The sequence below is a fragment of the Thioalkalivibrio sp. ALE31 genome, assembly GCF_000377405.1.
Taxonomy (GTDB): Bacteria; Pseudomonadota; Gammaproteobacteria; order Ectothiorhodospirales; family Ectothiorhodospiraceae; genus Thioalkalivibrio.
In genome coordinates, this window is sequence record NZ_KB905020.1 from 552626 (window position 1) to 572673 (window position 20048).

Here is a 20048-nt window from a genome sequence, read left to right on the forward strand (position 1 = left end):
CGTAATTTAGGGAAACACTGATCAATGCACACACTCGCGCTCGAGTCGCTTTTGCGTGGGAACAAGGCGCGGTGACTGCCGTGCAGTCATTCTGCACAAGGGAACCGCAATGCCGTTCGCGCGCAAAAGCGGCCGAGCCCCTGCTGTCAATGGCTTGTGGGGTTGGCACCCCGGGTTCCCCGATCCTGCGTTGCGCCACTTGCGGGTAGAACCACTACCCGCTGCGCACCGCGCCTTGTCTCGGAAAACCTGGGGTGCCAACGCGAGTGTGTGCATTGATCAGTGTTTCCCTAAGCCATCGTGCGCACCGCGCAAAGCCCCGCCGGCCCGGTCGTCAAGTTGCTGTGGATCCTGATCCTGCTGTTCCTGCCGCTTCTGGGGCTGATCGCCTGGCTGCTGCTGGGCCCACGATAGGCGCCCGTCGCGCCCTTCACAGGCGGAGCAGAAACTCCGCCAGGTCTACGTCCCGGCCCTCCAGTTCGCGGAGCCGCGCAAGCAGCGCATCCTGGGATCCGAACCGCTCGTGATCAAAGCCCGGGGCACGGGATGTCCGCTGCCGCCCCGGGATACCCGGGTCCGGGTCCGCAGCACGCCAGCCGAAGTCCGGTGGCGGGTCGGACGTCCGCGTATCGGCAGCCGGAACGGCATCCCGCTCCGCAGGGGCGCGCGGGCTCGGCGGATCGGCGGGGCCCAGCGCCTCACCCAACGCGACATCCTCCGCAACCTCGGGGCTGGCCGCCTCTTCCGACGGCGCATCGACCGAAGGCTCAACCCCCTTGATGGCCGGTCGCCCCGTGCGCGCCCGGTACTGCTCGTGGAGGGTGTTCAGGACCTCGGCCAGGGCTTCCGGGTCCGCCACCTCCAGCGCGGTCTCGAAGGCCCGGCGCAACGGGTCCAGGCCCTCGTCGGCATCCACCTCCGGCGGGGGCGTCTCGCCGGCCGGGGAATCCACAGCTTCCTGGACCGCCGTTGCCGGCTGGGCCGTGGCTTCGAATCCGTGATCCTCGGCGGAACCGACAGCGGATCGGGGAGCGGGTGGAGACTCCTCGAGCCGCCCGCGCCAGAAGCGGCTGAAGGCCGCGTCGGGCCCCTGCGGCGGGTCGTCGTCCAGCGCGTTGGCCAGGCGCTGAAACGGGCGGAACGACGGATCGCCCTCGGCAAACAGCGCGACCGGGTGCTGCAGGGTGACCGCCGTACGCAGACTCTCGTCGCGCTGGACGAAACCCAGGAAATCGACCCGCGTATGCAGGTATTTTTCCACCGCGTTGCCGAAGCGCTGGAACACGCTGCGCGCCTCGGCAACGTCCGCGACCATGTTGACGACCACCCGTACATCCAGCGCCTGCCGGCGCAAGGCGAGTTTCAGCAGGGAGAAGGCGTCCGTCAGGGAGGTCGGCTCCGGGGTGAGCACCAGCAGGACCTGATGGCTGGCCGCGAGGAAGTCCAGCGTGGTGTCGCCGATGCCGGCGGCGGTGTCCAGCAACAGGTCGTCGAAATCCGATTCGATGCGCGCCAGCTCCGTGACCAGGCGCTGCTGGTGGGCCTCGGAGAGCTCGGCGTACTCGCGGATGCCACTGGCGCCCGGGATGATCCGCAGGCCATGGGGCCCTTCCAGGAGGATCTCCTCGATGCCGCATTCCCCGGCCAGCACCTCGGGCAGCCCCCGTTGCGGACGCAGCCCCAGCAGGATGTTGACGTTGGCCAGCCCGGTGTCGCCGTCGAGGATGCACACCCGCCGCCCCCGGCGCGCCAGGGTAATCCCGAGGTTAACCGCGAGGCTGGACTTGCCCACGCCACCCTTGCCGCTGGCCACGGCCAGGACCCGTGGCCGCGCCACCGCTGCGGATCGGGAATCCGCCGAGGCACTGCGATCGGACATTGCGGCTCCCTGCATGGCACTCATCGGCATGGATTAAGGAAACCCTGATCGGTAAAGGATGACGGCGAACTCACGGCCGGTCTACCCCGTCCGGTAGCGTGTCCGAATACCGCACAGTATAGTCGGTTATCATGAGCGGCACGGCGCGCAGGCGCCACACGGTGCCAACACCGGGTTCGCGGTTCGGGCAACTGAGACGGCGGGTCGGCTACAGCGTCTCCGGGGAACAGCATGGCGAGGGTCAACACGGCAACGGACGCATTACCCAGCCTGCCCCAGGCGCTGATCCCCGTTCTCGATGCCACCCAGGCAGATGAAGCCGATTTCCAGTCCCTCGCCCGCGCCATCCTGCAGGACGCCGGGATGTCCGGCCGCCTGCTGCAGGCCGCCAACTCCCCCTTCTACTACCGCGGCTCGCCCTGCCGCACCATCGACCGCGCCCTGTTCAGCCTGGGCCTGGACACGGTGCGCAGCCTGGCCCTCACCGCGGCGATCCAGCAGCTGTTCGGCGAGTTCGCACCCCGGCATCGCAGCTACCTGCGTGTGATCTGGCGCCGCGCCCTGACCACCGCCAGCCTCGCCCAGGTCCTCGCGACCCTGACCCGCTACCCCCGCCCGGAAGAGGCCTACCTGGCCGGGTTGCTGATCGACATCGGCCGCCTGATCCGGCTTGCCGGAGACGAGGGCCACTACTGGCCCCTGCTGCAGGCGGCGGAGGATGACCCGCACCTGGTGGCCCTGGAACGCGACAGCTTCGGGTGCCACTACGGCGAGCTGGGCGGTGATTGCCTGGAGACCTGGGGCCTCGGCCCTTTCGTGGCCGATGCCGTGCGCTACCACCTGGAGCCGGCCGAACGCGTGCGCGATGCCCACCACCTGGTGAAGCTGGTGAACCTGGCACATGCCATGGCGTGCCTTCCGGCCACCCTCGCGGCCAGCACCGAGGCCACCTGCAACGAAACGGCGCTGGCCGCCGCCGACACGCTGTTCGGCCTGAACGAGGGTCTGGCACGGGCCCTGCGCGAACGGGTGGCCGAAGATGTCCGGCGCATCGCCGGCTCGCTGGAGATCGATCTCGACGCCCCCGCGCCGGGTCCAGAGACGCAGGACGGGCCGGAATCGAACGACCGGGCAGCCGAACGCGCCCTTGGGGCACGGGTACGGGACCTCACCGAACTGGAACGGATCAACGCGGAGATGGCCCGCGCGACCCGCCTGCAGGACCGCTGCCTGGCCGCGCGGCGCACCCTGTTTTTGACCCTGGGCGTGAGCCAGAGCCTGCTGTTTCTGGTCGACGACGACCAGCAGTCGGTCTCCGCCTGGGTAGAGGATGACGAGACACCCGATTTCACCCTGCCGCTGCTGCCCGGGCGCAGCCTGGTCACCGACACCCTGCTGGACCGCGAAATCCTGCGTCACGAGGAGGAAAACGCCGCCGGCCTCCCGGTGATCGACCAGCAGCTGTTCCGCCTGTGCGAGGCGGAACGCCTGTGGAGCTTTCCGCTGCTGGCCGAGGGTCAGCAGCCCGCCGGCGTGCTGATCCTCGGGCTGACGCACGGCCAGGCGGAGGGCCTGGAACCCCGCAGCGACTTCATCCGCTCCCTGACCCGCGAGATCGCACGCGCCCTGACGCAGCCCCGCCCCGAGCCCCGAGACACGGACGCTACCGAACAGCGCATCCGCGAGACCGTGCACGAGGCCGGCAACCCGCTCAGCATCATCCAGAACTACCTGGGCGTGCTGCACCACAAGCTGGGCGCGGAGCACGAGGCCCGCCACGAGCTGGGCCTCATCAAGGACGAGATCGACCGGGTCGGGCGCATCCTGCTGCGCCTGCGCGATCCGGAGGCCGCCGCGACCGGAGAGACCGGACCGGGCTCGCTGAACGCACTGGTGCGCCAGGTCGCGGACATCGTCGACGGATCCCTGTGCCGGACCCGGGGCATCCAGCTCCACCTGGACCTCAGCCCGTCGGACCCGCCGCTGTCCGTGTCGGCGGATCACCTGCGCCAGATCCTGACCAACCTGCTGAAGAACGCCGCGGAGGCGCAGGAGAACGGTGGCGAGATCAGTATCGCCACCCGCGCCCCGACCACGGTCAACGGCCGCCGCGTAGTGCCCTTGTCGGTCACCGACAAGGGACCCGGCCTGCCACCGGCGGTCCAGGCCGCCGCGTTTGCGCCGGTGGCGTCCAGCAAGGGGCCGGGCCATGCCGGCCTCGGGCTCAGCATCGTCAAGCGCCTGACCGAGGAGATCGGTGCGGGCTTCACCTTCACCAGCACAAGCGCCGGGACGCGCTTCGAAATCACCCTGCCCTTGGTCACACAGGGGACAGCGGACGCATCAGGGATGACGCAATCATGACGCCCTGAGGCCTTGATGACCGACCGCGACACGCCGATCGACCCGCAGTCCGTCCGCATCCTGATCGCCGATGACGATCCCGGCCTGCTCGAAAGCCTGCGGGGCCTGCTGAGTCTGGAAGGCTATCCCGTACGCACCGCCCCGGGTGGCGGCGCCGCCATCGAGGCCCTGCGCGAAAAGCACTATGACCTGCTGCTGCTCGATCTCGCCATGCCGGAACTCGACGGTCTCGATGTCCTGCGCTTCATGCAGGCCGCCGGCCTGGAAACCCTGACCGTGGTGGTGAGCGGCAACAGCACCGTGGAGGACGTCGCCGGGGCCCTGCGCGAGGGCGCGCACGACTATCTGAAAAAACCCTACGAACCGGCCGAACTTCTGGCGACCGTACGCAACGCGCTGCAGCACAAGGCGCTGGAAGACGCCAACCGCGCCATGCGCGCGCGTCTGGAGAAATCCGAACGCCTGCACCGCATGATCGTGAACAATTCGCCCGACATCGTGTTCGTGCTGGATGCGGAACACCGCTTCCGTTTCGTGAACTCCCGCGTCCACGAACTGCTGGGCTATGCCCGTCAGGACCTGCTCGAGTCCTCCATCCTGGACCTGGTCGAACCCGAGGACCGCGACAAGGCCGCGTATTTTTTCGAACAGGCCACCCGCCGCCAGGCCCATATCCGCTCCGTCGAACTCGCCCTGAAACCGGCGCGCCCGTCCCACACCCGGCACTTCTTCGAGGTCGCGGTGTGGCCCAACGGGGCCGGGGACGAAAACGCCGAGGGCCGGCATGAGGCGCTGACCTACGGCACCGCCCGCGACATCACCGAGCGCAAGGAATCCGAGGCCTTCATCAACTTCCAGGCCTACCACGACCTGCTCACTCGCCTGCCCAACCGCGCCCTGTTCCGCGACCGCGTGGATGTGGCTATTTCCCACGCCCATCGCTCCGGCACGCAACTAGCCGTGCTGTTTATCGACCTGAACCGCTTCAAGGTGATCAACGACTCGCTCGGGCACACGGTCGGCGACCGCCTGCTGCAGGGCGTGGCGCAGCGCCTGCAGGGCTGCATCCGCAAGGGGGACACGCTGTCGCGCTTCGGCGGCGACGAGTTCACCCTGCTGATACCGGGTCTGGCCAGCAGCGAGTCCGCCATCCAGGTGGCCGAGAAGATCCTGGAGAGCCTGCAGGCCCCGTTCCAGATCGGCGACCACGAACTGTTCGTCGGCGCCAGCATCGGCATCGCAATCTACCCGGATGCCGGCGACAACCTCGAGGCCCTGATCAAGAACGCGGACATCGCGATGTACCGCGAAAAAAGTACCGGCAAGACCGGGGTGCGCGTGTACAGCCCGGACATGGGCGGCCACCCCCCGCGCCGGCTGCAGCTGGAACAGGACATGCGCCGCGCCCTGGAGCGCGACGAGTTCCATATCCTCTATCAGCCTCAGGTCGACACGGAAACCGGGCAAATGGTCGGCGTCGAGGCGCTGATTCGCTGGGACCACCCGCAACTGGGGCTGCTGGGCCCGGCCGAGTTCATCCCGGTCGCCGAGGACACCCGCCTGATCGTGGATCTCGACCGCCTGACCCTGCGCACCGCCATTCGCGAGGTGCAGCAGCACATGCAGGCGGGCTATCCGGAACTACATTTGGCCGTGAACCTCTCCCCCGTACTGGTGGAGCGCGACGATTTCGTCGAGGACTTCCTGGGCATCCTGGGCGAGGCCGGCTTCCCGCCCGATCTGCTGGAGGTGGAGATCACCGAGAACCTGCTGATGAGCGACACCCCGGACACGGTGCACAAACTGAACCGGCTGGGGGCCGCCGGCGTGCAGATCGCGGTGGACGACTTCGGCACCGGCTACTCGTCCCTCAGCTACCTTCAGAAGCTGCCGATCCATACCCTCAAGATCGATCGCAGCTTCACGCAGACCATCTGCCGCGAGGACGAGGCCTGCATCGTCAACGCGATCATCTCCATGGCGCGCGGCCTGAACATGAATATCGTGGCCGAGGGGGTGGAGACCGACGCCCACCGCGATTACCTGCGCAAGCTGGAGTGTCCGATGATGCAGGGCTTCCTGTTCGGTCAGCCCGCCCCGCTGCACCGCCTGCTGGAGAACGACGCGATCGCGCCCCGGCCCGTAGCCTGTCAGTAGGCCGCGACCACGACCGCCTGCTCGACCTACTCGACCGCGGCCACCTGCGACTCGGTATCCGCCAGGAAGCGGTGCCCCTGGCGCAGGCAGTAGCGCAGCCACTTGTACAGGAACCGGTTGTGCCGCCAGCGACAGACCAGGCCCGGGTGGCCGCTCAGCATCTCCGGGACGGCACCGTCCCCGATGCTCCGGCAGTGCAGCTCCAGCACCTCGGCCTGGCGCGCGTCATGGAACAGGCGCACGCGCATGTCTGGCTGCTCGCGGCGTTCACCCTGATGATCGAACCGGTAGGTGAGGTGCAGCGTGGTGGTATAGCGGGTGCGCTCCAGCACCTCCAGGTACAGATCCAGCGCGCCCGCCACCCGCGAGACCGAACGCACCGGCTGCCGCTCGAGTTCGGGACACAGACGGCGCAGCGCGAGGTAGTTCTCCTCGTACATCTCCATCAGTGCCGCGAAGCTCTCGGGCCTGGGTTCCAGGTGGGACGGGGTCTGACGCTCCAGCAACATGTCGCGCAGTCTAACAGGCCAGGGCGGCTTCGCCGCGAGCGCCAGTAGTGCCAGGCGGGACACCCCCCGGGGTTTTTGGTACCTTCGAATCGACCAACAAGGATCCGCGACCCCATGGACATAAGCGTCGTCACCACCCGGCCCTTTTCCGACCAGAAGCCCGGCACCTCCGGCCTGCGGAAGCGCGTCCGCCAGTTCCGCCAGCCGCACTACCTCGAGAACTACATCCAGAGCATCTTCGACGCCTGTCCCGACCTGAAGGACGGCGAACTGCTCCTGGGTGGCGACGGGCGCTTCCACAACCGCGAGGCGATCCAGCTGATCCTGCGCATGGCCCTGGCCAACGGTGTGAAGAAGGTCGCCGTGGGGCACGCCGGCCTCCTGTCGACCCCGGCCGCATCGCACCTCATCCGCTCGCGCGGGGCGACGGGCGCCCTGATCCTGTCTGCCTCGCACAACCCGGGAGGCCCGGAGGGCGATTTCGGGGTCAAGCTCAACACCGCCAACGGCGGCCCCGCTCCGCCCTCGGTGACCGACGCCATCTTCGAGCAGAGCACCCGCATCCAGCACTACCGCATCGCCAATGGCACCGAGCACGTGGACATCGATCACCTGCACGCTGGACAGCTGGGCGACATGGCCGTCGAGGTGGTCGATCCGGTCGGGACCTATGCCGATTACATGGCCACCCTGTTCGACTTCGAGCGCATCGGCGAACTCCTGCGCTCCGATCACTTCCGCATGCGCTTCGATGCCATGCATGCCGTGACCGGCCCGTATGCCGAGGAGATCCTGGTCAACCGCCTGGGGGCCCCGGCCGAGACCATCCTGCGCGCCGAGCCGCTGGCCGACTTTGGGGGCCGCCACCCGGACCCGAACCTGTCGCACGCGCGGGAGCTGCGCGAGGCCCTGTACGGCCGCGATGCCCCGGATTTTGGCGCCGCCTCGGACGGTGACGGCGACCGCAATATGATCCTCGGCCGGCATTTCTTCGTCACGCCTTCGGACAGCCTCGCGATCATGGCGGCCAACGCCCACCACATCCCGGCATTTGCCGACGGCCTGAAGGGCGTGGCGCGCAGCATGCCTACCAGTCAGGCCGTAGACGTGGTCGCCACAAAGCTGGACCTCCCCTGCTTCGAGACCCCGACCGGCTGGAAATTCTTCGGCAACCTGCTGGACGACGGACGCATCCGGCTGTGCGGCGAGGAAAGTTTCGGCACCAGTTCCGACCACGTGCGCGAAAAGGACGGCCTGTGGGCCGTGCTGTTCTGGCTCAACCTGCTGGCGGCCCGGCGCCAGTCGGTGGAGGAGATCGTGCGCGATCACTGGCGCCAGTACGGACGCCATTACTACACCCGGCACGACTACGAGGCCGTGGAGAGCGACCGCGCCGAACAGGTGATGGCACGCATCCGCGAACAGCTCTCGGTGCTGCCGGGGCAATCCCTGGCCGGCATGCGCGTGGCGCGCGCGGACGACTTCGCCTACCGCGACCCGGTGGACAACAGCCTGACCGAGCACCAGGGCCTGCGCGTGCTGTTCGAGAGCGGTGCCCGCATCGTCTTCCGGCTGTCCGGCACCGGCACCGAGGGCGCCACGCTGCGCCTGTACATCGAGCAGCACGAGACCCATCCGGAACACCTCGATGCCGACCCGCAGGAACTGCTGCGTCCGCTGATCGAGGCCGCCTCCCGGCTCGGCGACATCCCCGGCCTGACCCGCCGCGAGAAACCCGACGTCATCACCTGACCGGGCCCGCGCGGCATGGATATCACCGCCACCCGCATCCGCTGGCGGCACGCCTATGCCTTCGTGCTGGCCGCCACTGCCTCGGCCGTCGGCCTGGGCAACATCTGGAAGTTCCCCTATATCCTGGGCGAGAACGGCGGGGGTGCGTTCCTGCTGGTCTACCTCGCGGCGATTGCCGTAATCGGTATCCCGGTCATGATGGCCGAGGTCATGATCGGCCGGCGCGGGCGCCGGTCACCGGGCTATGCGGCGCTGGCCGTAGCCCGCGAGAGCCGGGCGCACGATGGCTGGCAGATGGTGGGCTGGATCGGGATCCTAGCGTCATTCGTGATCATGGGCTTTTATGTGGTGGTGGCGGGGTGGGTGTTTTCCTACATCCCGCAGGCGGCGGCCGGGGCCTTTTCCCAGGCCGATGGCGAACAGGTACGGGCGGTCTTCGTGGCCACCACCACCTCGGCCAGCGGAATGCTGTCGTGGACGGCCTTCGGGATCGGTGCCACCTTTCTGATCCTCGGCCTGGGGCTGCGCGGCGGCCTGGAACGCAGCGTCAGCGTCCTGATGCCCCTGCTGTTCGCGCTGTTGTTGCTGGCAATGGCCAGCGGCCTGTGGATCGGCGACGTCCGCAGCGCGGCCGCCTTCATGTTTTGGCCCGATTTCGCGGCACTGGAGCCGCGCAGCCTGCTGATCGCCGTCGGCCATGCCTTCTTTACCATGACCCTCGCGGCCGGCGTGCTGATGATGTTCGGGGCCTACCTGCCACAGGAGATCTCGATCGGCGGCACCGCCGCCGGCATCGCAATCGCGGACACCCTGATTGCCCTGACCGCGGGGCTCGCGATCTTTCCCGTTGTATTCGCCTTCGATCTCGATCCCACGGCCGGCCCCGCCCTGATGTTCGAAGCCCTGCCCCTGGCGCTCAGCGCGATCCCGGCCGGCGCGCTCCTGACCGTGCTGTTCTTCGTCATGCTGGGCCTTGCCGCCTTCGGCACGATGATCACCGGCGTTCAGGTCTTCGTGCACCTGCTCCACGAACGTTTCGGGCTTGGACACTGGTGGGCGTCCCTTACGGCCACGCTGAGCATCGGGGCCTGCAGTCTGATCACCATTTTTTCCTTCAGCGGGGCGGAATGGGCGCAGATCGATATCACGCTACTTGGGCGCGAACTGCCAACGCTTTACCACCTGCTGGAACACACCTCGATCAATATCCTGCTGCCCCTTTCCGGGCTGATGATCGCGGTGTTCGCAGGCTGGGTGGTCCCGGCGCACATCGCGGCGCAGGAGCTGCCGCACCGGCCGCTTGTCCTGGCCACCTGGCGCTGGACCCTGCGTTTCGTGGCCCCCGCCGCACTCCTGCTGCTGTTCTGGCAGCTCTCGTCCTTCGGCAGCCACCTGCCCCGCCTTTAGGGAAATACTGGGGTAACTAACCCAGCAGGGTCTGCAGTCTCTCCACGGCCTCGCGCAGTCGGCTCTCGGACTGGGTATAGGCGATCCGCAGGTAATCTCGCCCCCGGGTCGGACTGAAATCCGTACCTGGCGTCAGGGCCACGCCGGCCTGGTCGAGAATGCGTGCGCAAAGCGCCTCGGAGTCCGCTCCGTGGGCGGTACAGTCGGCATAGATGTAGAACGCCCCTTCCGGACGCGCCTGGACCTCGAGCCCGAGCCCCGGCAGCGCGTCCAGGAGCACATCGCGCCGCTGTTCCAGCTCGCGCACCTGCGTCTGCAGCAGCGCCTCGGTCGCCGGCGTGAAGGCCTCCAGTGCCGCCGTCTGGGCCATCGTGGCCGGGGCCACGAACAGGTTCTGCGCCAGGCGACGCACCGGGTCCACCCAGGTCTCCGGCACCACCATCCAGCCCAGGCGCCAGCCGGTCATCGCGAAGTACTTGGAGAAGGAATTGATCACCACCACGTCCGGGAAGCCAGCCGCGGCACTGGGCTCGGGGCGGTCAAAGACGATCTGGGCGTAGATCTCGTCCATGATCACCAGCCCGCCGCGTTCGCGCACGACCTCGACGATCGCGGTCAGGCGTTCGCGCGACAGGCAGGTCCCGGTCGGGTTCGCCGGGGAACCCAGCAGCACCGCCCGGGTGTTCGCGTGCCATGCCCCGGCGATGGCCTCGGGCGTCGGCTGGAAGGCATCCTCGGCGTGCACCGGCAGGCCCACGGGCATCGCGCCACGCGCGGCGACGAACTGCCGGTTGCAGGCGTAGCCCGGGTCTGGCAGCAGGACCTCCTCGCCCGGGTTCACCCCGGCGGCCAGGGCCAGCAGGATCGCCGCCGACGCGCCCGCCGTGATCACGATCCGCTCGGGATCCACATCGGCACCGTGGCGCCGATGGTAGTCGGCGGCCAGTGCCTCGCGCAGCGCGCGGGTCCCGTGGGCGGGGGTGTAGCGCGTATCCCCGGCGGCCAGCGCCGCACGACCGGCGGCAATCACCGGAGGCGGCGTCGGGAAGTCCGGCTCCCCGACCTCCAGATGGATGATATCGCGCCCGTTGCGCTCGGCCTCCTGGGCCCAGGCGAGGATGTCCATCACGCGGAACGGCTCGACCACCCTGGCGAATGCCGACAGGTCCGGGTCATGGGCCGGGCTGGCGAGAGGCGCCGAGGTCATCCTGGACTCAGCGGCGCACGTGCCGCATCAGGCGCTTGCGCTTTTGCTGCTGCCGCGGAGTCAGCTTGTTGCGCCGGCCGGCATACGGATTGCGACCGGACCGGAACTCCAGGCGCAGGGGCGTCCCGACCAGCTTGAGGTGCTTGCGGAAGAAGTTTTCCAGGTAGCGCTTGTAGCTGCCCGGCAGGGAATCGGTCTGGTTGCCGTGGACCACGATCACCGGCGGATTCTGCCCGCCCTGATGGGCGTAGCGCAGCTTGATCCGGCGGCCGCTGACCATGGGCGGCGCATGCTCCGCCACCGCGGCCTCGAGCAGGCGCGTAAGTTCCGGCGTGGAGACCTTGCGAAAGGCGCTGGCATGCGCCTCGCGCACATCGTCCAGCAGGTGCCCGACATTGGTGCCGTGCAGTGCGGAGATCAGGCGCATGCGGGCGAAGTCGACAAAGCCCAGGCGGCGGTCCAGCTCGTCCCGGATGCGCTCGCGCGCATGGTCCTCCATGCCGTCCCACTTGTTGACCGCCAGCACCAGCGCGCGCCCTGCCTCGATCACCATGCCCAGCAGGTGCGAATCCTGGTCCGACAGCCCGGACTGGGCATCGACCACCAGGATCACCACGTGCGCGGCCTCGATGGCCTGCAGCGTCTTGATCACGCTGAATTTCTCGATCACCTCGTGCACCCGCGCCCGGCGCCGCACACCGGCGGTATCGATCAGGGTGTAGTCGGTGCCGTCACGCTCGAAGGGTACGAAGATGCTGTCGCGGGTGGTCCCGGCGACATCGGTGGCCACCACGCGCTCGTCACCGAGAATACGATTGACCAGGGTCGACTTGCCGACGTTGGGGCGCCCGACAATCGCCACGCGGATGCCCGGCCAGTCGTCCAGGGCCGCCTGCTGCGAGGCCTCGTCGAGCCCGTCGCTGGACACCTCTTCGCCGGCCTCATCGCCACCGGCGTCCAGCGCCGCGCGGCGCGCCGCCGCCACGTCCTTGCGCACGCCCTGCATCAGGCCCTGCACACCGCGGCCGTGGGCGGCCGCGATGGCGGTGATCGAACCCAGGCCCAGCGCGTAGAACTCGGCACTGACCGAGTCGGCATCCAGGCCGTCGGTCTTGTTCACCACCACCCGGGCCTTCACGCCGGCCGCCCGCAGCTGGTCGGCGATGGCCTGGTCCTGCGGCGTCAGGCCATCGCGGGCGTCCACCAGGAACAGCACGTGATCGGCCTCGGCCACCGCGCGCCGAGTCTGCTCGGCCATCGCGCGGTCCATCTCCGCGCCCTCGCCCGACAGGCCACCGGTGTCCACCACCAGGTAGGGGAAGTCGCCCACCTTGCCAATGCCGTACTGGCGATCCCGCGTGAGCCCCGCGACATCGGCCACCAGGGCATCACGCGAGCGCGTGAGCTGATTGAACAGGGTGGACTTGCCGACATTCGGCCGCCCGACCAGCGCGATCACCGGGATCATCGGCGTTCCCGACCCCCGCGGTACCCAGAGCCGGCTGGCCTAAGCGGGCTCACTCGGCGCCCCGGATCGCGGGGTTCACCGCGGTCAGTTGCCCGTTGTCGGTCACCACGTACAGCGTCCCGTTGACCAGCGTCGGGCGAGTCACCACGGAACCCGAGCTCGCGCGCAGCCGCGCGACGATGCGGCCGTCCTCGAGATCGATCCAGTGCAGGTAGCCCTCGTAATCGCCGACGATCGCATGCGGTCCCACCACGACCGGCGCCGTGACCCCGCGCAGGCGCAGCCCGTCCATCTGCCACAGGTCGCCGCCACTGCGCGGCTGCAGGCCCCACACGTGGCTCTCGGCATCGGTCACCACCAGCACGTCGGAGTCGGTGTCCACGTCCGCGCCCTGGTAGGACGAGAAATCGCGGGTCCAGAAGAGCTCGCCGGAATTCAGATCCAGCGCGGCCAGCCGGCCCTGATAGCTCGCGGCAATGGCCGCACCGCGATACAGCGGGATATGGCCGTCCACGTCCACCATGCGCTCGACCTCGGTGCGACCACTGGGGATGCCCAGCGTGGTCTCCCACAGGACATTGCCGCGATTAAGCCCCAGCATCAGCAGGCGCCCGTTGTCGAAACCGGCCAGCACACGCCCGGAGGTGATCTGCGGGCGCTGGGCGCCGCGCAGGCTCAGCGAGGGCGTGGTCCGCAGCGCGGTCCACTGGGTCGCGCCCGAGGCGGCGTCCAGCGCATGCAGACGGCCGTCATTGGTGCGCACGACCACCAGCCCGCCAGCGACGTCCGAGACTGCCAGCACCTCGCTGGACAGCACGGCGCGCCAGCGTTCCCCGCCCCCTTCCAGGTCCAAGCCGATCGCGTAGCCGTCCAGGGTCCCAACCACCGCGAGGTCTGCGCCAACCCCGACACCGGCCGAGACTCGGGCGTCGTCCAGGCGCACCTGCCAGCGCTGGCTGCCACTCTCCGGATTCAGCCCGGAGACACGTCCGCCGGCGTCGGTCATCACCACAAGGTCGTCGGTGATCCCCGGGTAGACCTGCCACAGGAAACGCTCGCCGCCGCTGCCCACCGAGCGCGACCACAGCCGTTCCGGCTGTCCTTCCGCCTCGAACTCCGGCAGTTCGGCCGGGGGCTCGGTGGTATCACGCTGCCACAGCCCGCAGGCGCTGAGGGACAGGATCAGGGCGCCGGCAATCAGCAGACGCATGGCCGGACTTGCAAGGTAAGGCACTGACATCGGGCGACAGATCCTCTAGGGAAACAAAAGTTTATGTACGCACTCGCGTTCGTGTCGCGGGTGCGCGCGAACGACGGGCGGCCCAGGAGTCTGTCGGATTCGGGCGATCGTCGCGAGCGTGGCGGGAGAGCGAGTCCATTTTTTCGGCCTCTCGGGCGCATGATGGGCACAATGTAACGAGAGAGAGCGGAAAAGGGGCCGTTCTCCCACGCGCGCAGCCGATCAGTTCCAAGTCCGACAGACTCCGCCCCCCTCATTCAAACGGAAAGCTCTTCGTATTTCAGGCGCAGGTATTCGGGGCTGTGGCCCGCGTCCAGGGCCGCCTCGTAATGTTCCCGGGCGCCCTCGCGATCGCCGCGAGCACGGGCGAGATCGCCCTGCAGCTCGCGCTTCAGGCCGTTGAAGGCCTCACTGCGCACATCCGCGAGGGTGGTCTCGGCGTCGTCCAGACGCTCGGCCAGGATCATCTGGCGCGCGAGACGCAGGGTCAGCACCTCGCGGTAGCCCCGATCGGGGGCCGCGTCGCGCGCGGCCTGCAGGGCGCTGATCGCCGTGTCGTGATCGTCCTGGGCGATGGCGACATCCGCGCGGTAGACCCAGGCCAGCGCGCGGTATGGCGTGCCCCGGCCCTGCTCGATGATCGCATCGGCCAGTTCCTGGGCGCGGTCGGTCTGCCCGGTCTGGCCGGCCACCTGCAGGGCCTGATACATCTCCGAGGCCGCCTGGGCACGGGTTTCCTCGCGGTCGCTCCACCAGTTCCAGCCGAACAGGCCGGCGACCCCGAGGACCAGGCCGGCCACGATCGCAAGGCCGTTGTCCGCCCACCACTGTTTGATGCGTTCGGCTTTTTCTTCGTCGGTGAGATCGCTCATGCTGTTCCTTGTTCTTGCTGGATCCGCGCTGGCGCGGTTACGACCGCTGCGCCAGCGCTGTACGGAGATGATCGGCCAGTGCGGCACGCTCCACGGCTACCTGCTCGCCGCCCTGCGATCTTAACGGCTTCACCGTCACGGTGCCCGCGGCGTGCTCGTCACTCCCGAGGACCAGGGCGTAGTGGGCGCCGAGGCGATCGGCCCGCTTCATCTGCGACTTGAAGCTGCCGCCGCCACAGTGCTGGACCAGGCGCAAGCCGGGCAGCTCGCCACGCAGCGCCTCGGCCAGTTGCAGCGCCGGCCCCACCAGTTCGTCGCCCCCGACGATCAGGTAGGCATCGGGTCCGGGCGCGGCGGGGGCCTCCTCGCGGGCCTCCAGCAACGCCACCAGGCGCTCCAGGCCCATGGCCATGCCGATGGCCGGGGTCCCGCGCCCCCCCAGCTGCTCGACCAGGCCATCGTACCGGCCCCCGGCGCAGACCGTGCCCTGGGCACCGAGATCGTCGGTGATCCACTCGAACACGGTGTGCGTATAGTAATCGAGCCCGCGCACCAGTCGCGGATTGTGCTCGTAGGGGATGCCCAGCGCATCGAGGTGCGCGCACAGGGCATCGAAATGGGCACGGGAGGCCTCGTCGAGGTCGTCCATCAGGCTGGGGGCGTTGGCGACGATCGCACGGGTCTCTGGGTGCTTGCTGTCGAGGATGCGCATCGGGTTGTCGTAGAGCCGACGCTGCGCCTCCTCGTCCAGGGCCTCCCGGTGCTGTTCGAAATAGGCGATCAGATGGTCGCGGTACCGGCGGCGGCTTTCCGGCGTCCCCAGGGTGTTCAGCTCCAGGCGCACGTTGGCCAGCCCCAGCATGCGCCACAGGCGCGCGGTCATCGCCAGCATCTCGGCGTCCACATCCGGCCCCGGCAGACCGAAGACCTCGACCCCGACCTGGTGGAACTGGCGGTAGCGCCCCTTCTGCGGCCGCTCGTGGCGGAACATCGGCCCCAGATACCACAGCCGCTGCACCTGGTTGTGCAGCAGCCCGTGCTGGATCCCCGCGCGCACGCAACTGGCCGTGCCCTCGGGGCGCAGGCTCAGGCTGTCGCCGTTGCGGTCATCGAAGGTGTACATCTCCTTCTCGACGATGTCCGTGACATCCCCGATGGAACGCTTGAACAGCTCGGTCGCCTCGACGATCGGCATGCGGATTTCATGGTAGCCGTAGCCCTCCAGGACCTCGCGCAGCGTGTCTTCCAGGTGCTGCCAGACGTGAACGGACTCGGGCAGGATGTCGTGCATCCCGCGGATCGACTTGATCGCTTTCATGATGTCTTTTCTTGTACGTGATGGCCGCGCGGGCAGATCCCGCGTCAGCCTTCCAGGTCGAAGCGCGCGGTGCGGTCGCTCCGAATATGCGGCTCGAGATCGACGGGCGTGCCATCCAGTGTCAGCGAGACCCCCTCGGCGTTGCCGAGGATCACACGGCCTGGCAATTCCAGGCGCAGCGTCTCGCGATCCCCCGAACTGAGAACGCCGGTCAGGACGACCTCGTCAGCGGCGTCGCGGATCTCCACCCAGGAGGTTTCGGAGAACTCCAGCACCAGCTCGGCGCCCCCTGCGGTGTCCGCCGGGGCCGGCGACGTCTCGGCCGGGGCTTCGGCCTCCGGCAGCGAGGCCATCTCGGACGCGACCTCGGGCGTGACCGGTTCCTCCGGCACGGCCACACGCTCGGTCAGGGACTCGGGCGTGATCGCGAGGGTCTGGCCATCCTCGATGCCAGTGTCAGGGGTACCCTCGCCCGACTCGATGGGCTCGGCTTCGGCGGCCTCGGCCGCCGCGCTATCCTCCGCTCCGCCCTCGGTCGGGAGCGCTTCCGGGGGCGCGGCTTCACCATCCGGCACCCCGGCCGGTTCTTCGTCCGTCAGCGCCGGATCCGCAAGCCCCTGTACAGCTTCCCGGGCATCCCCAAGGTTGATGGACGGCAGGCCGAGCGCGCCCGTGCGCTCGTTCCAGGCATAGCCCCCGAGCCCCAGCAGGGCCACAAGCAGCAACAGTGCCAGCCAGTAGATCCCGCGGCTGCGGCGGCGCCGGCGTGCCCGCGCCGAGGGAGTCGCGACCGCCTGCAGCTCGGGATCCACCAGCCCGTGCTGTTCGAACGACTGGATCCAGGGTCCCGCGTCCACCCCCAGCTCGCGGGCACAGGAGCGCAGGTACCCGCGTACGTAGGCCGGCGGCATGTGATGAAAGCGATTGGCCTCGAGATCTTCCAGTGTGCCGCGCCCGAGGTGGATCCGACTGGCCAGGGTCGCGGTATCGAGGCCCGCGGCCTCGCGGGCACGGCGCAGACTCGCACCGGGCTCGTTCTCGCCCCCGGGCGTCTCTGCCTCGGCCTCGGCGGGCCGGTCGCGCGTGGTCAGGCCGTGCGCGGCCGAGAACGACGGCTCGGGGTCCGGGTCGCTCCCCTCGGTACGCAGGGGGGCGACGTTGGTGGTCGAATCGTCAACGTCCTCGACCCGCCCCAGGTCCGGTTCCTTGTCGCGCGGATCACTCATCCTTCACGCTCCAGACGCCGCAACTCGGTCATCTCGTCGCTGTCCGGATGCTGACGGCTCAGGCGCTCGGCACAAGCATTGGCCGCGCGGCTGTTCCCCAGCGCGGTTTCGGCCTGGTAGCACAACAGAAGGGTCTCGGCGCTCTCGATGCCCTGGCTGTCCAGCCGCTGCAGGAAGGCGCGGGTCTGCATCGGCCGGCCGTCCTGGTAGGTCAGCCGGGCCATCTCCAGCAGCGCGCGGGGATAGCCGGGATTGATCTCCAGCGCCTGACGGAGCTGGCGCTCCGCCTGCTCGGTATCGCCCGCATCGGCGTGGCAGACGCCGGAGTTCATGTAGGCGATGTCGCGGCGGTCATAATCCGGATTGTCGATGGCGCGCGCGAACAGGGCCTGCGCCTCGTCGAATTCCTCGCGGCTGCACAACAACGCCCCCAGGTTGGTCTGGGCGAAGGGGTTGCCCTCGTCACGGCGCAGGGCCCGGCGGTAATGTTCCTCGGCGCGATCCAGCTGGCCCTTGCGCTCGAGGACCGCGGCCATGCCGATATTGGCCAGGGCATCGCCGGGGTCATAGTCCAGCGCCCGACGCAGGTTGCGTTCGGCCTGTTCGAACTCGCCCTCGCGCAGATACCCGATCCCGAGCTCGGCGTGCACCTCGGCGGCCTCCTCGCGCTCGCCGGATACCGGCCGGTCGGCCGTGGCGGCACAGCCCCCCAGCACCAGCGCCAGCGCCAACGCCGCGGCGAGGCGCCAACCCGCGCGTCCCGTCATGAAGCCCTCCGATCCGTCTGTGGCAATTCGGCGTGCAGGCGGAACATGCGCATCCCGCGATTGGTACGGTCCTCGACCTGGCCCACCAGCTGGCCGCAGGCGGCATCGATGTCATCCCCGCGGGTACGCCGCACGGTGGTGACGTAGCCGGCCTTTTGCAGCCGTCGTTCAAAGGCCAGCACATCGGCCTCCCGCGGGCGGTCGAACGGGGCCCCCGGGAACGGATTGAACGGGATCAGGTTGATCTTGCCGGGAATACCGCGCAACAGTCCGGCGAGCTCGTTGGCATGTTCCGGCTGGTCGTTGACCCCGGCCAGCAGCACGTATTCGAAGGTCACGCCGCTGTGGGCATCGGTCGCCTCCACATAGCGGCGACAGCTGTCCAGCAGCTCGGCGATCGGGTACTTGCGGTTGATCGGCACTAGACGGTCGCGCAGCGCATCATTCGGCGCGTGCAGACTGACGGCCAGCGCGACATCCGTGTGTTCGCTCAGACGATCCAGCGCCGGCACCAGACCGGAAGTGGACAGGGTCACGCGCCGCCGGCTCAGGCCGTAGGCGTTGTCGTCGGTCATGAGCTGGCAGGCCGGCACGACCGCGTCGAAGTTGGCCAGCGGCTCGCCCATCCCCATCAGCACCACGTTGCTCACCGCCCGCTTGCGCCCTTCCGGCGCCGGCAGGCGCTGCATGGCCAGCCACACCTGGCCGATGATCTCGGCGCTGGTCAGGTTGCGGTTGAAACCCTGCTGAGCGGTGGAACAGAAGGTGCAGTCGAGCGCGCAGCCGACCTGGGAGGAGATGCACAGCGTGCCGCGCCCGCCCTCGGGGATGAAGACGGTCTCGATGGCATTGCCGTCGGGGAGCCGCAGCACCCACTTGACGGTGCCGTCGGCGGAGGCCTTTTCCAGCCCGATCTCGGGGACGCGGATCTCGGTCTCGCGCGCCAGGCGCTCGCGCAGCTTGCGCGAGACGTCGGTCATCTGCTCGAAGTCGGTGACCCCGCGCTGATGGATCCACTTGACGAGCTGGGTGGCACGAAAACGCGGTTCACCCCACTGCGCCAGCAGCTCGACAAGCTGTTGGTGGCTGTAGCCCAGCAGATTCAGGGGGGTGGAGGATGCGCTTGCCATATCAGGGACCGGTTGGCTCAAGTCCCCTAGTGTACTGTGCCGAAGGGATGCCTGCCTACGGGGCCCGGCGCGCGGTGCAACCGGGCCCCGCAGCACATGCGGTGCGGACCGTCTTAGCGGGTGCGCGGGCAGACGCCGTCGTCACCGAAGAAGAAGGCGATCTCGCGCTCGGCGGTCTCCGGGGCATCGGAGCCGTGCACGGCGTTCTCGTCGATGGATACGGCGAAATCGGCGCGGATGGTGCCCGGGGCCGCTTCCTTCGGGTTGGTCGCGCCCATGATGTCGCGGTTCTTGGCGATGGCGTCTTCGCCTTCGAGGACCTGAACCAGCACCGGGCCGGAGATCATGAACTCAACCAGATCGTTGAAGAACGGGCGCTCCTTGTGCACGTCGTAGAAGCCTTCGGCCTGTTCGCGGCTCAGGTGCATCATGCGCGCGCCAACGACCTTCAGGCCGGCCTTCTCGAAGCGGCCGATGATGTCGCCGATCGCGTTCTTGGCAACGGCGTCGGGCTTGATGATGGAAAGGGTGCGTTCAACGGCCATGGGGCGGCTCTCCTGCTACTTGGATGGATGTCATTCGCCGGGCCCGTCTGTAAACGCGAGAACCCGCCGTACGGCGGGTTCCCAACGCAAAACGACGCGGACACAACGTGCGGCGCGTAGTCTAGCGACCTCCCACGCCCACGGCAATCCACCGCCGCAAACCCCGATTTCACCACGAAGCACACGAAGGCACGAAGAAGGTCAAGG

General features: G+C 68.5%; 15 protein-coding genes and 1 pseudogene. 5 read left to right on the forward strand and 11 right to left on the reverse strand.

Annotation, left to right across the window (positions count from 1 at the left end; all coding sequences use genetic code 11):
* Positions 1 to 294: 294 nt before the first annotated feature.
* Positions 295 to 414, forward strand: a pseudogene (locus D103_RS13665) (PLDc N-terminal domain-containing protein); the annotation flags it as partial.
* 16 nt (positions 415 to 430) lie between these two features.
* Here D103_RS13665 and D103_RS0102555 read toward each other — a convergent pair.
* On the reverse strand, positions 431 to 1879 hold the full coding sequence (locus D103_RS0102555) for a MinD/ParA family protein (RefSeq protein WP_018875715.1): 1449 nt from the start codon (positions 1877 to 1879) through the stop codon (positions 431 to 433).
* A 231-nt stretch (positions 1880 to 2110) separates the two neighbouring features.
* Here D103_RS0102555 and D103_RS0102560 point away from each other — a divergent pair, with 231 nt between their 5' ends.
* Together D103_RS0102560 and D103_RS0102565 are read left to right on the forward strand one after the other, a co-directional pair.
* On the forward strand, positions 2111 to 4243 hold the full coding sequence (locus tag D103_RS0102560) for an HDOD domain-containing protein (RefSeq protein WP_018866809.1): 2133 nt from the start codon (positions 2111 to 2113) through the stop codon (positions 4241 to 4243).
* Positions 4244 to 4258: 15 nt separating this feature from the next.
* Positions 4259 to 6400, forward strand: coding sequence for an EAL domain-containing protein (locus tag D103_RS0102565; RefSeq protein ID WP_018875716.1), 2142 nt, complete (start codon positions 4259 to 4261; stop codon positions 6398 to 6400).
* Between the two features lie 26 nt (positions 6401 to 6426).
* On the opposite strand, the gene D103_RS0102570 is transcribed toward D103_RS0102565, so the two are convergent.
* On the reverse strand, positions 6427 to 6909 hold the full coding sequence (locus D103_RS0102570) for a DUF1249 domain-containing protein (RefSeq protein WP_018875717.1): 483 nt from the start codon (positions 6907 to 6909) through the stop codon (positions 6427 to 6429).
* Positions 6910 to 7023: 114 nt separating this feature from the next.
* Between D103_RS0102570 and D103_RS0102575 the strand changes: the two genes are divergently transcribed.
* Both D103_RS0102575 and D103_RS0102580 read left to right on the forward strand, forming a co-directional pair.
* A complete protein-coding gene (locus tag D103_RS0102575) occupies positions 7024 to 8661 on the forward strand; it encodes an alpha-D-glucose phosphate-specific phosphoglucomutase (protein WP_018866812.1) in 1638 nt (545 codons plus the stop codon).
* 15 nt (positions 8662 to 8676) lie between these two features.
* Positions 8677 to 10068 carry a sodium-dependent transporter gene (locus tag D103_RS0102580; protein WP_018875718.1) on the forward strand — a complete coding sequence of 464 codons (1392 nt, stop codon included), beginning with the start codon at positions 8677 to 8679 and terminating at the stop codon, positions 10066 to 10068.
* 16 nt (positions 10069 to 10084) lie between these two features.
* Here the strand turns inward: D103_RS0102580 and D103_RS0102585 are convergent, their stop codons facing one another.
* From D103_RS0102585 to ndk, 9 genes are all read right to left on the reverse strand, one after another.
* Positions 10085 to 11275: an aminotransferase class I/II-fold pyridoxal phosphate-dependent enzyme gene (locus D103_RS0102585; RefSeq protein ID WP_018875719.1), complete on the reverse strand. Its 1191-nt coding sequence runs from the start codon at positions 11273 to 11275 to the stop codon at positions 10085 to 10087.
* A 7-nt stretch (positions 11276 to 11282) separates the two neighbouring features.
* Complete coding sequence (gene der / locus D103_RS0102590) at positions 11283 to 12743, reverse strand: ribosome biogenesis GTPase Der (protein WP_018875720.1); 1461 nt, start codon at positions 12741 to 12743, stop codon at positions 11283 to 11285.
* Positions 12744 to 12792: 49 nt separating this feature from the next.
* Positions 12793 to 13953 (reverse strand): outer membrane protein assembly factor BamB, encoded by a 1161-nt coding sequence (gene bamB / locus D103_RS0102595; RefSeq protein WP_018875721.1) that lies wholly within the window; start codon positions 13951 to 13953, stop codon positions 12793 to 12795.
* A 287-nt stretch (positions 13954 to 14240) separates the two neighbouring features.
* A complete protein-coding gene (locus D103_RS0102600; protein ID WP_018866817.1) occupies positions 14241 to 14855 on the reverse strand; it encodes a tetratricopeptide repeat protein in 615 nt (204 codons plus the stop codon).
* A gap of 37 nt (positions 14856 to 14892) precedes the next feature.
* The gene (gene hisS, locus D103_RS0102605; protein WP_018875722.1) at positions 14893 to 16173 is read right to left on the reverse strand and encodes a histidine--tRNA ligase; all 1281 of its coding nucleotides are present in this window, start codon (positions 16171 to 16173) and stop codon (positions 14893 to 14895) included.
* A 44-nt stretch (positions 16174 to 16217) separates the two neighbouring features.
* Positions 16218 to 17399 (reverse strand): helix-turn-helix domain-containing protein, encoded by a 1182-nt coding sequence (locus D103_RS0102610; protein ID WP_018875723.1) that lies wholly within the window; start codon positions 17397 to 17399, stop codon positions 16218 to 16220.
* The gene (pilW, locus tag D103_RS0102615) at positions 17396 to 18166 is read right to left on the reverse strand and encodes a type IV pilus biogenesis/stability protein PilW (protein WP_018875724.1); all 771 of its coding nucleotides are present in this window, start codon (positions 18164 to 18166) and stop codon (positions 17396 to 17398) included. The genes D103_RS0102610 and pilW overlap by 4 nt, the downstream gene beginning before the upstream one ends.
* Positions 18163 to 19296 (reverse strand): bifunctional tRNA (adenosine(37)-C2)-methyltransferase TrmG/ribosomal RNA large subunit methyltransferase RlmN, encoded by a 1134-nt coding sequence (locus D103_RS0102620; protein ID WP_018866821.1) that lies wholly within the window; start codon positions 19294 to 19296, stop codon positions 18163 to 18165. Before D103_RS0102620 ends, pilW begins: the two co-directional genes overlap by 4 nt.
* A 113-nt stretch (positions 19297 to 19409) precedes the next feature.
* Positions 19410 to 19841, reverse strand: coding sequence for a nucleoside-diphosphate kinase (gene ndk / locus D103_RS0102625; RefSeq protein ID WP_017942415.1), 432 nt, complete (start codon positions 19839 to 19841; stop codon positions 19410 to 19412).
* Positions 19842 to 20048 lie beyond the last annotated feature (207 nt).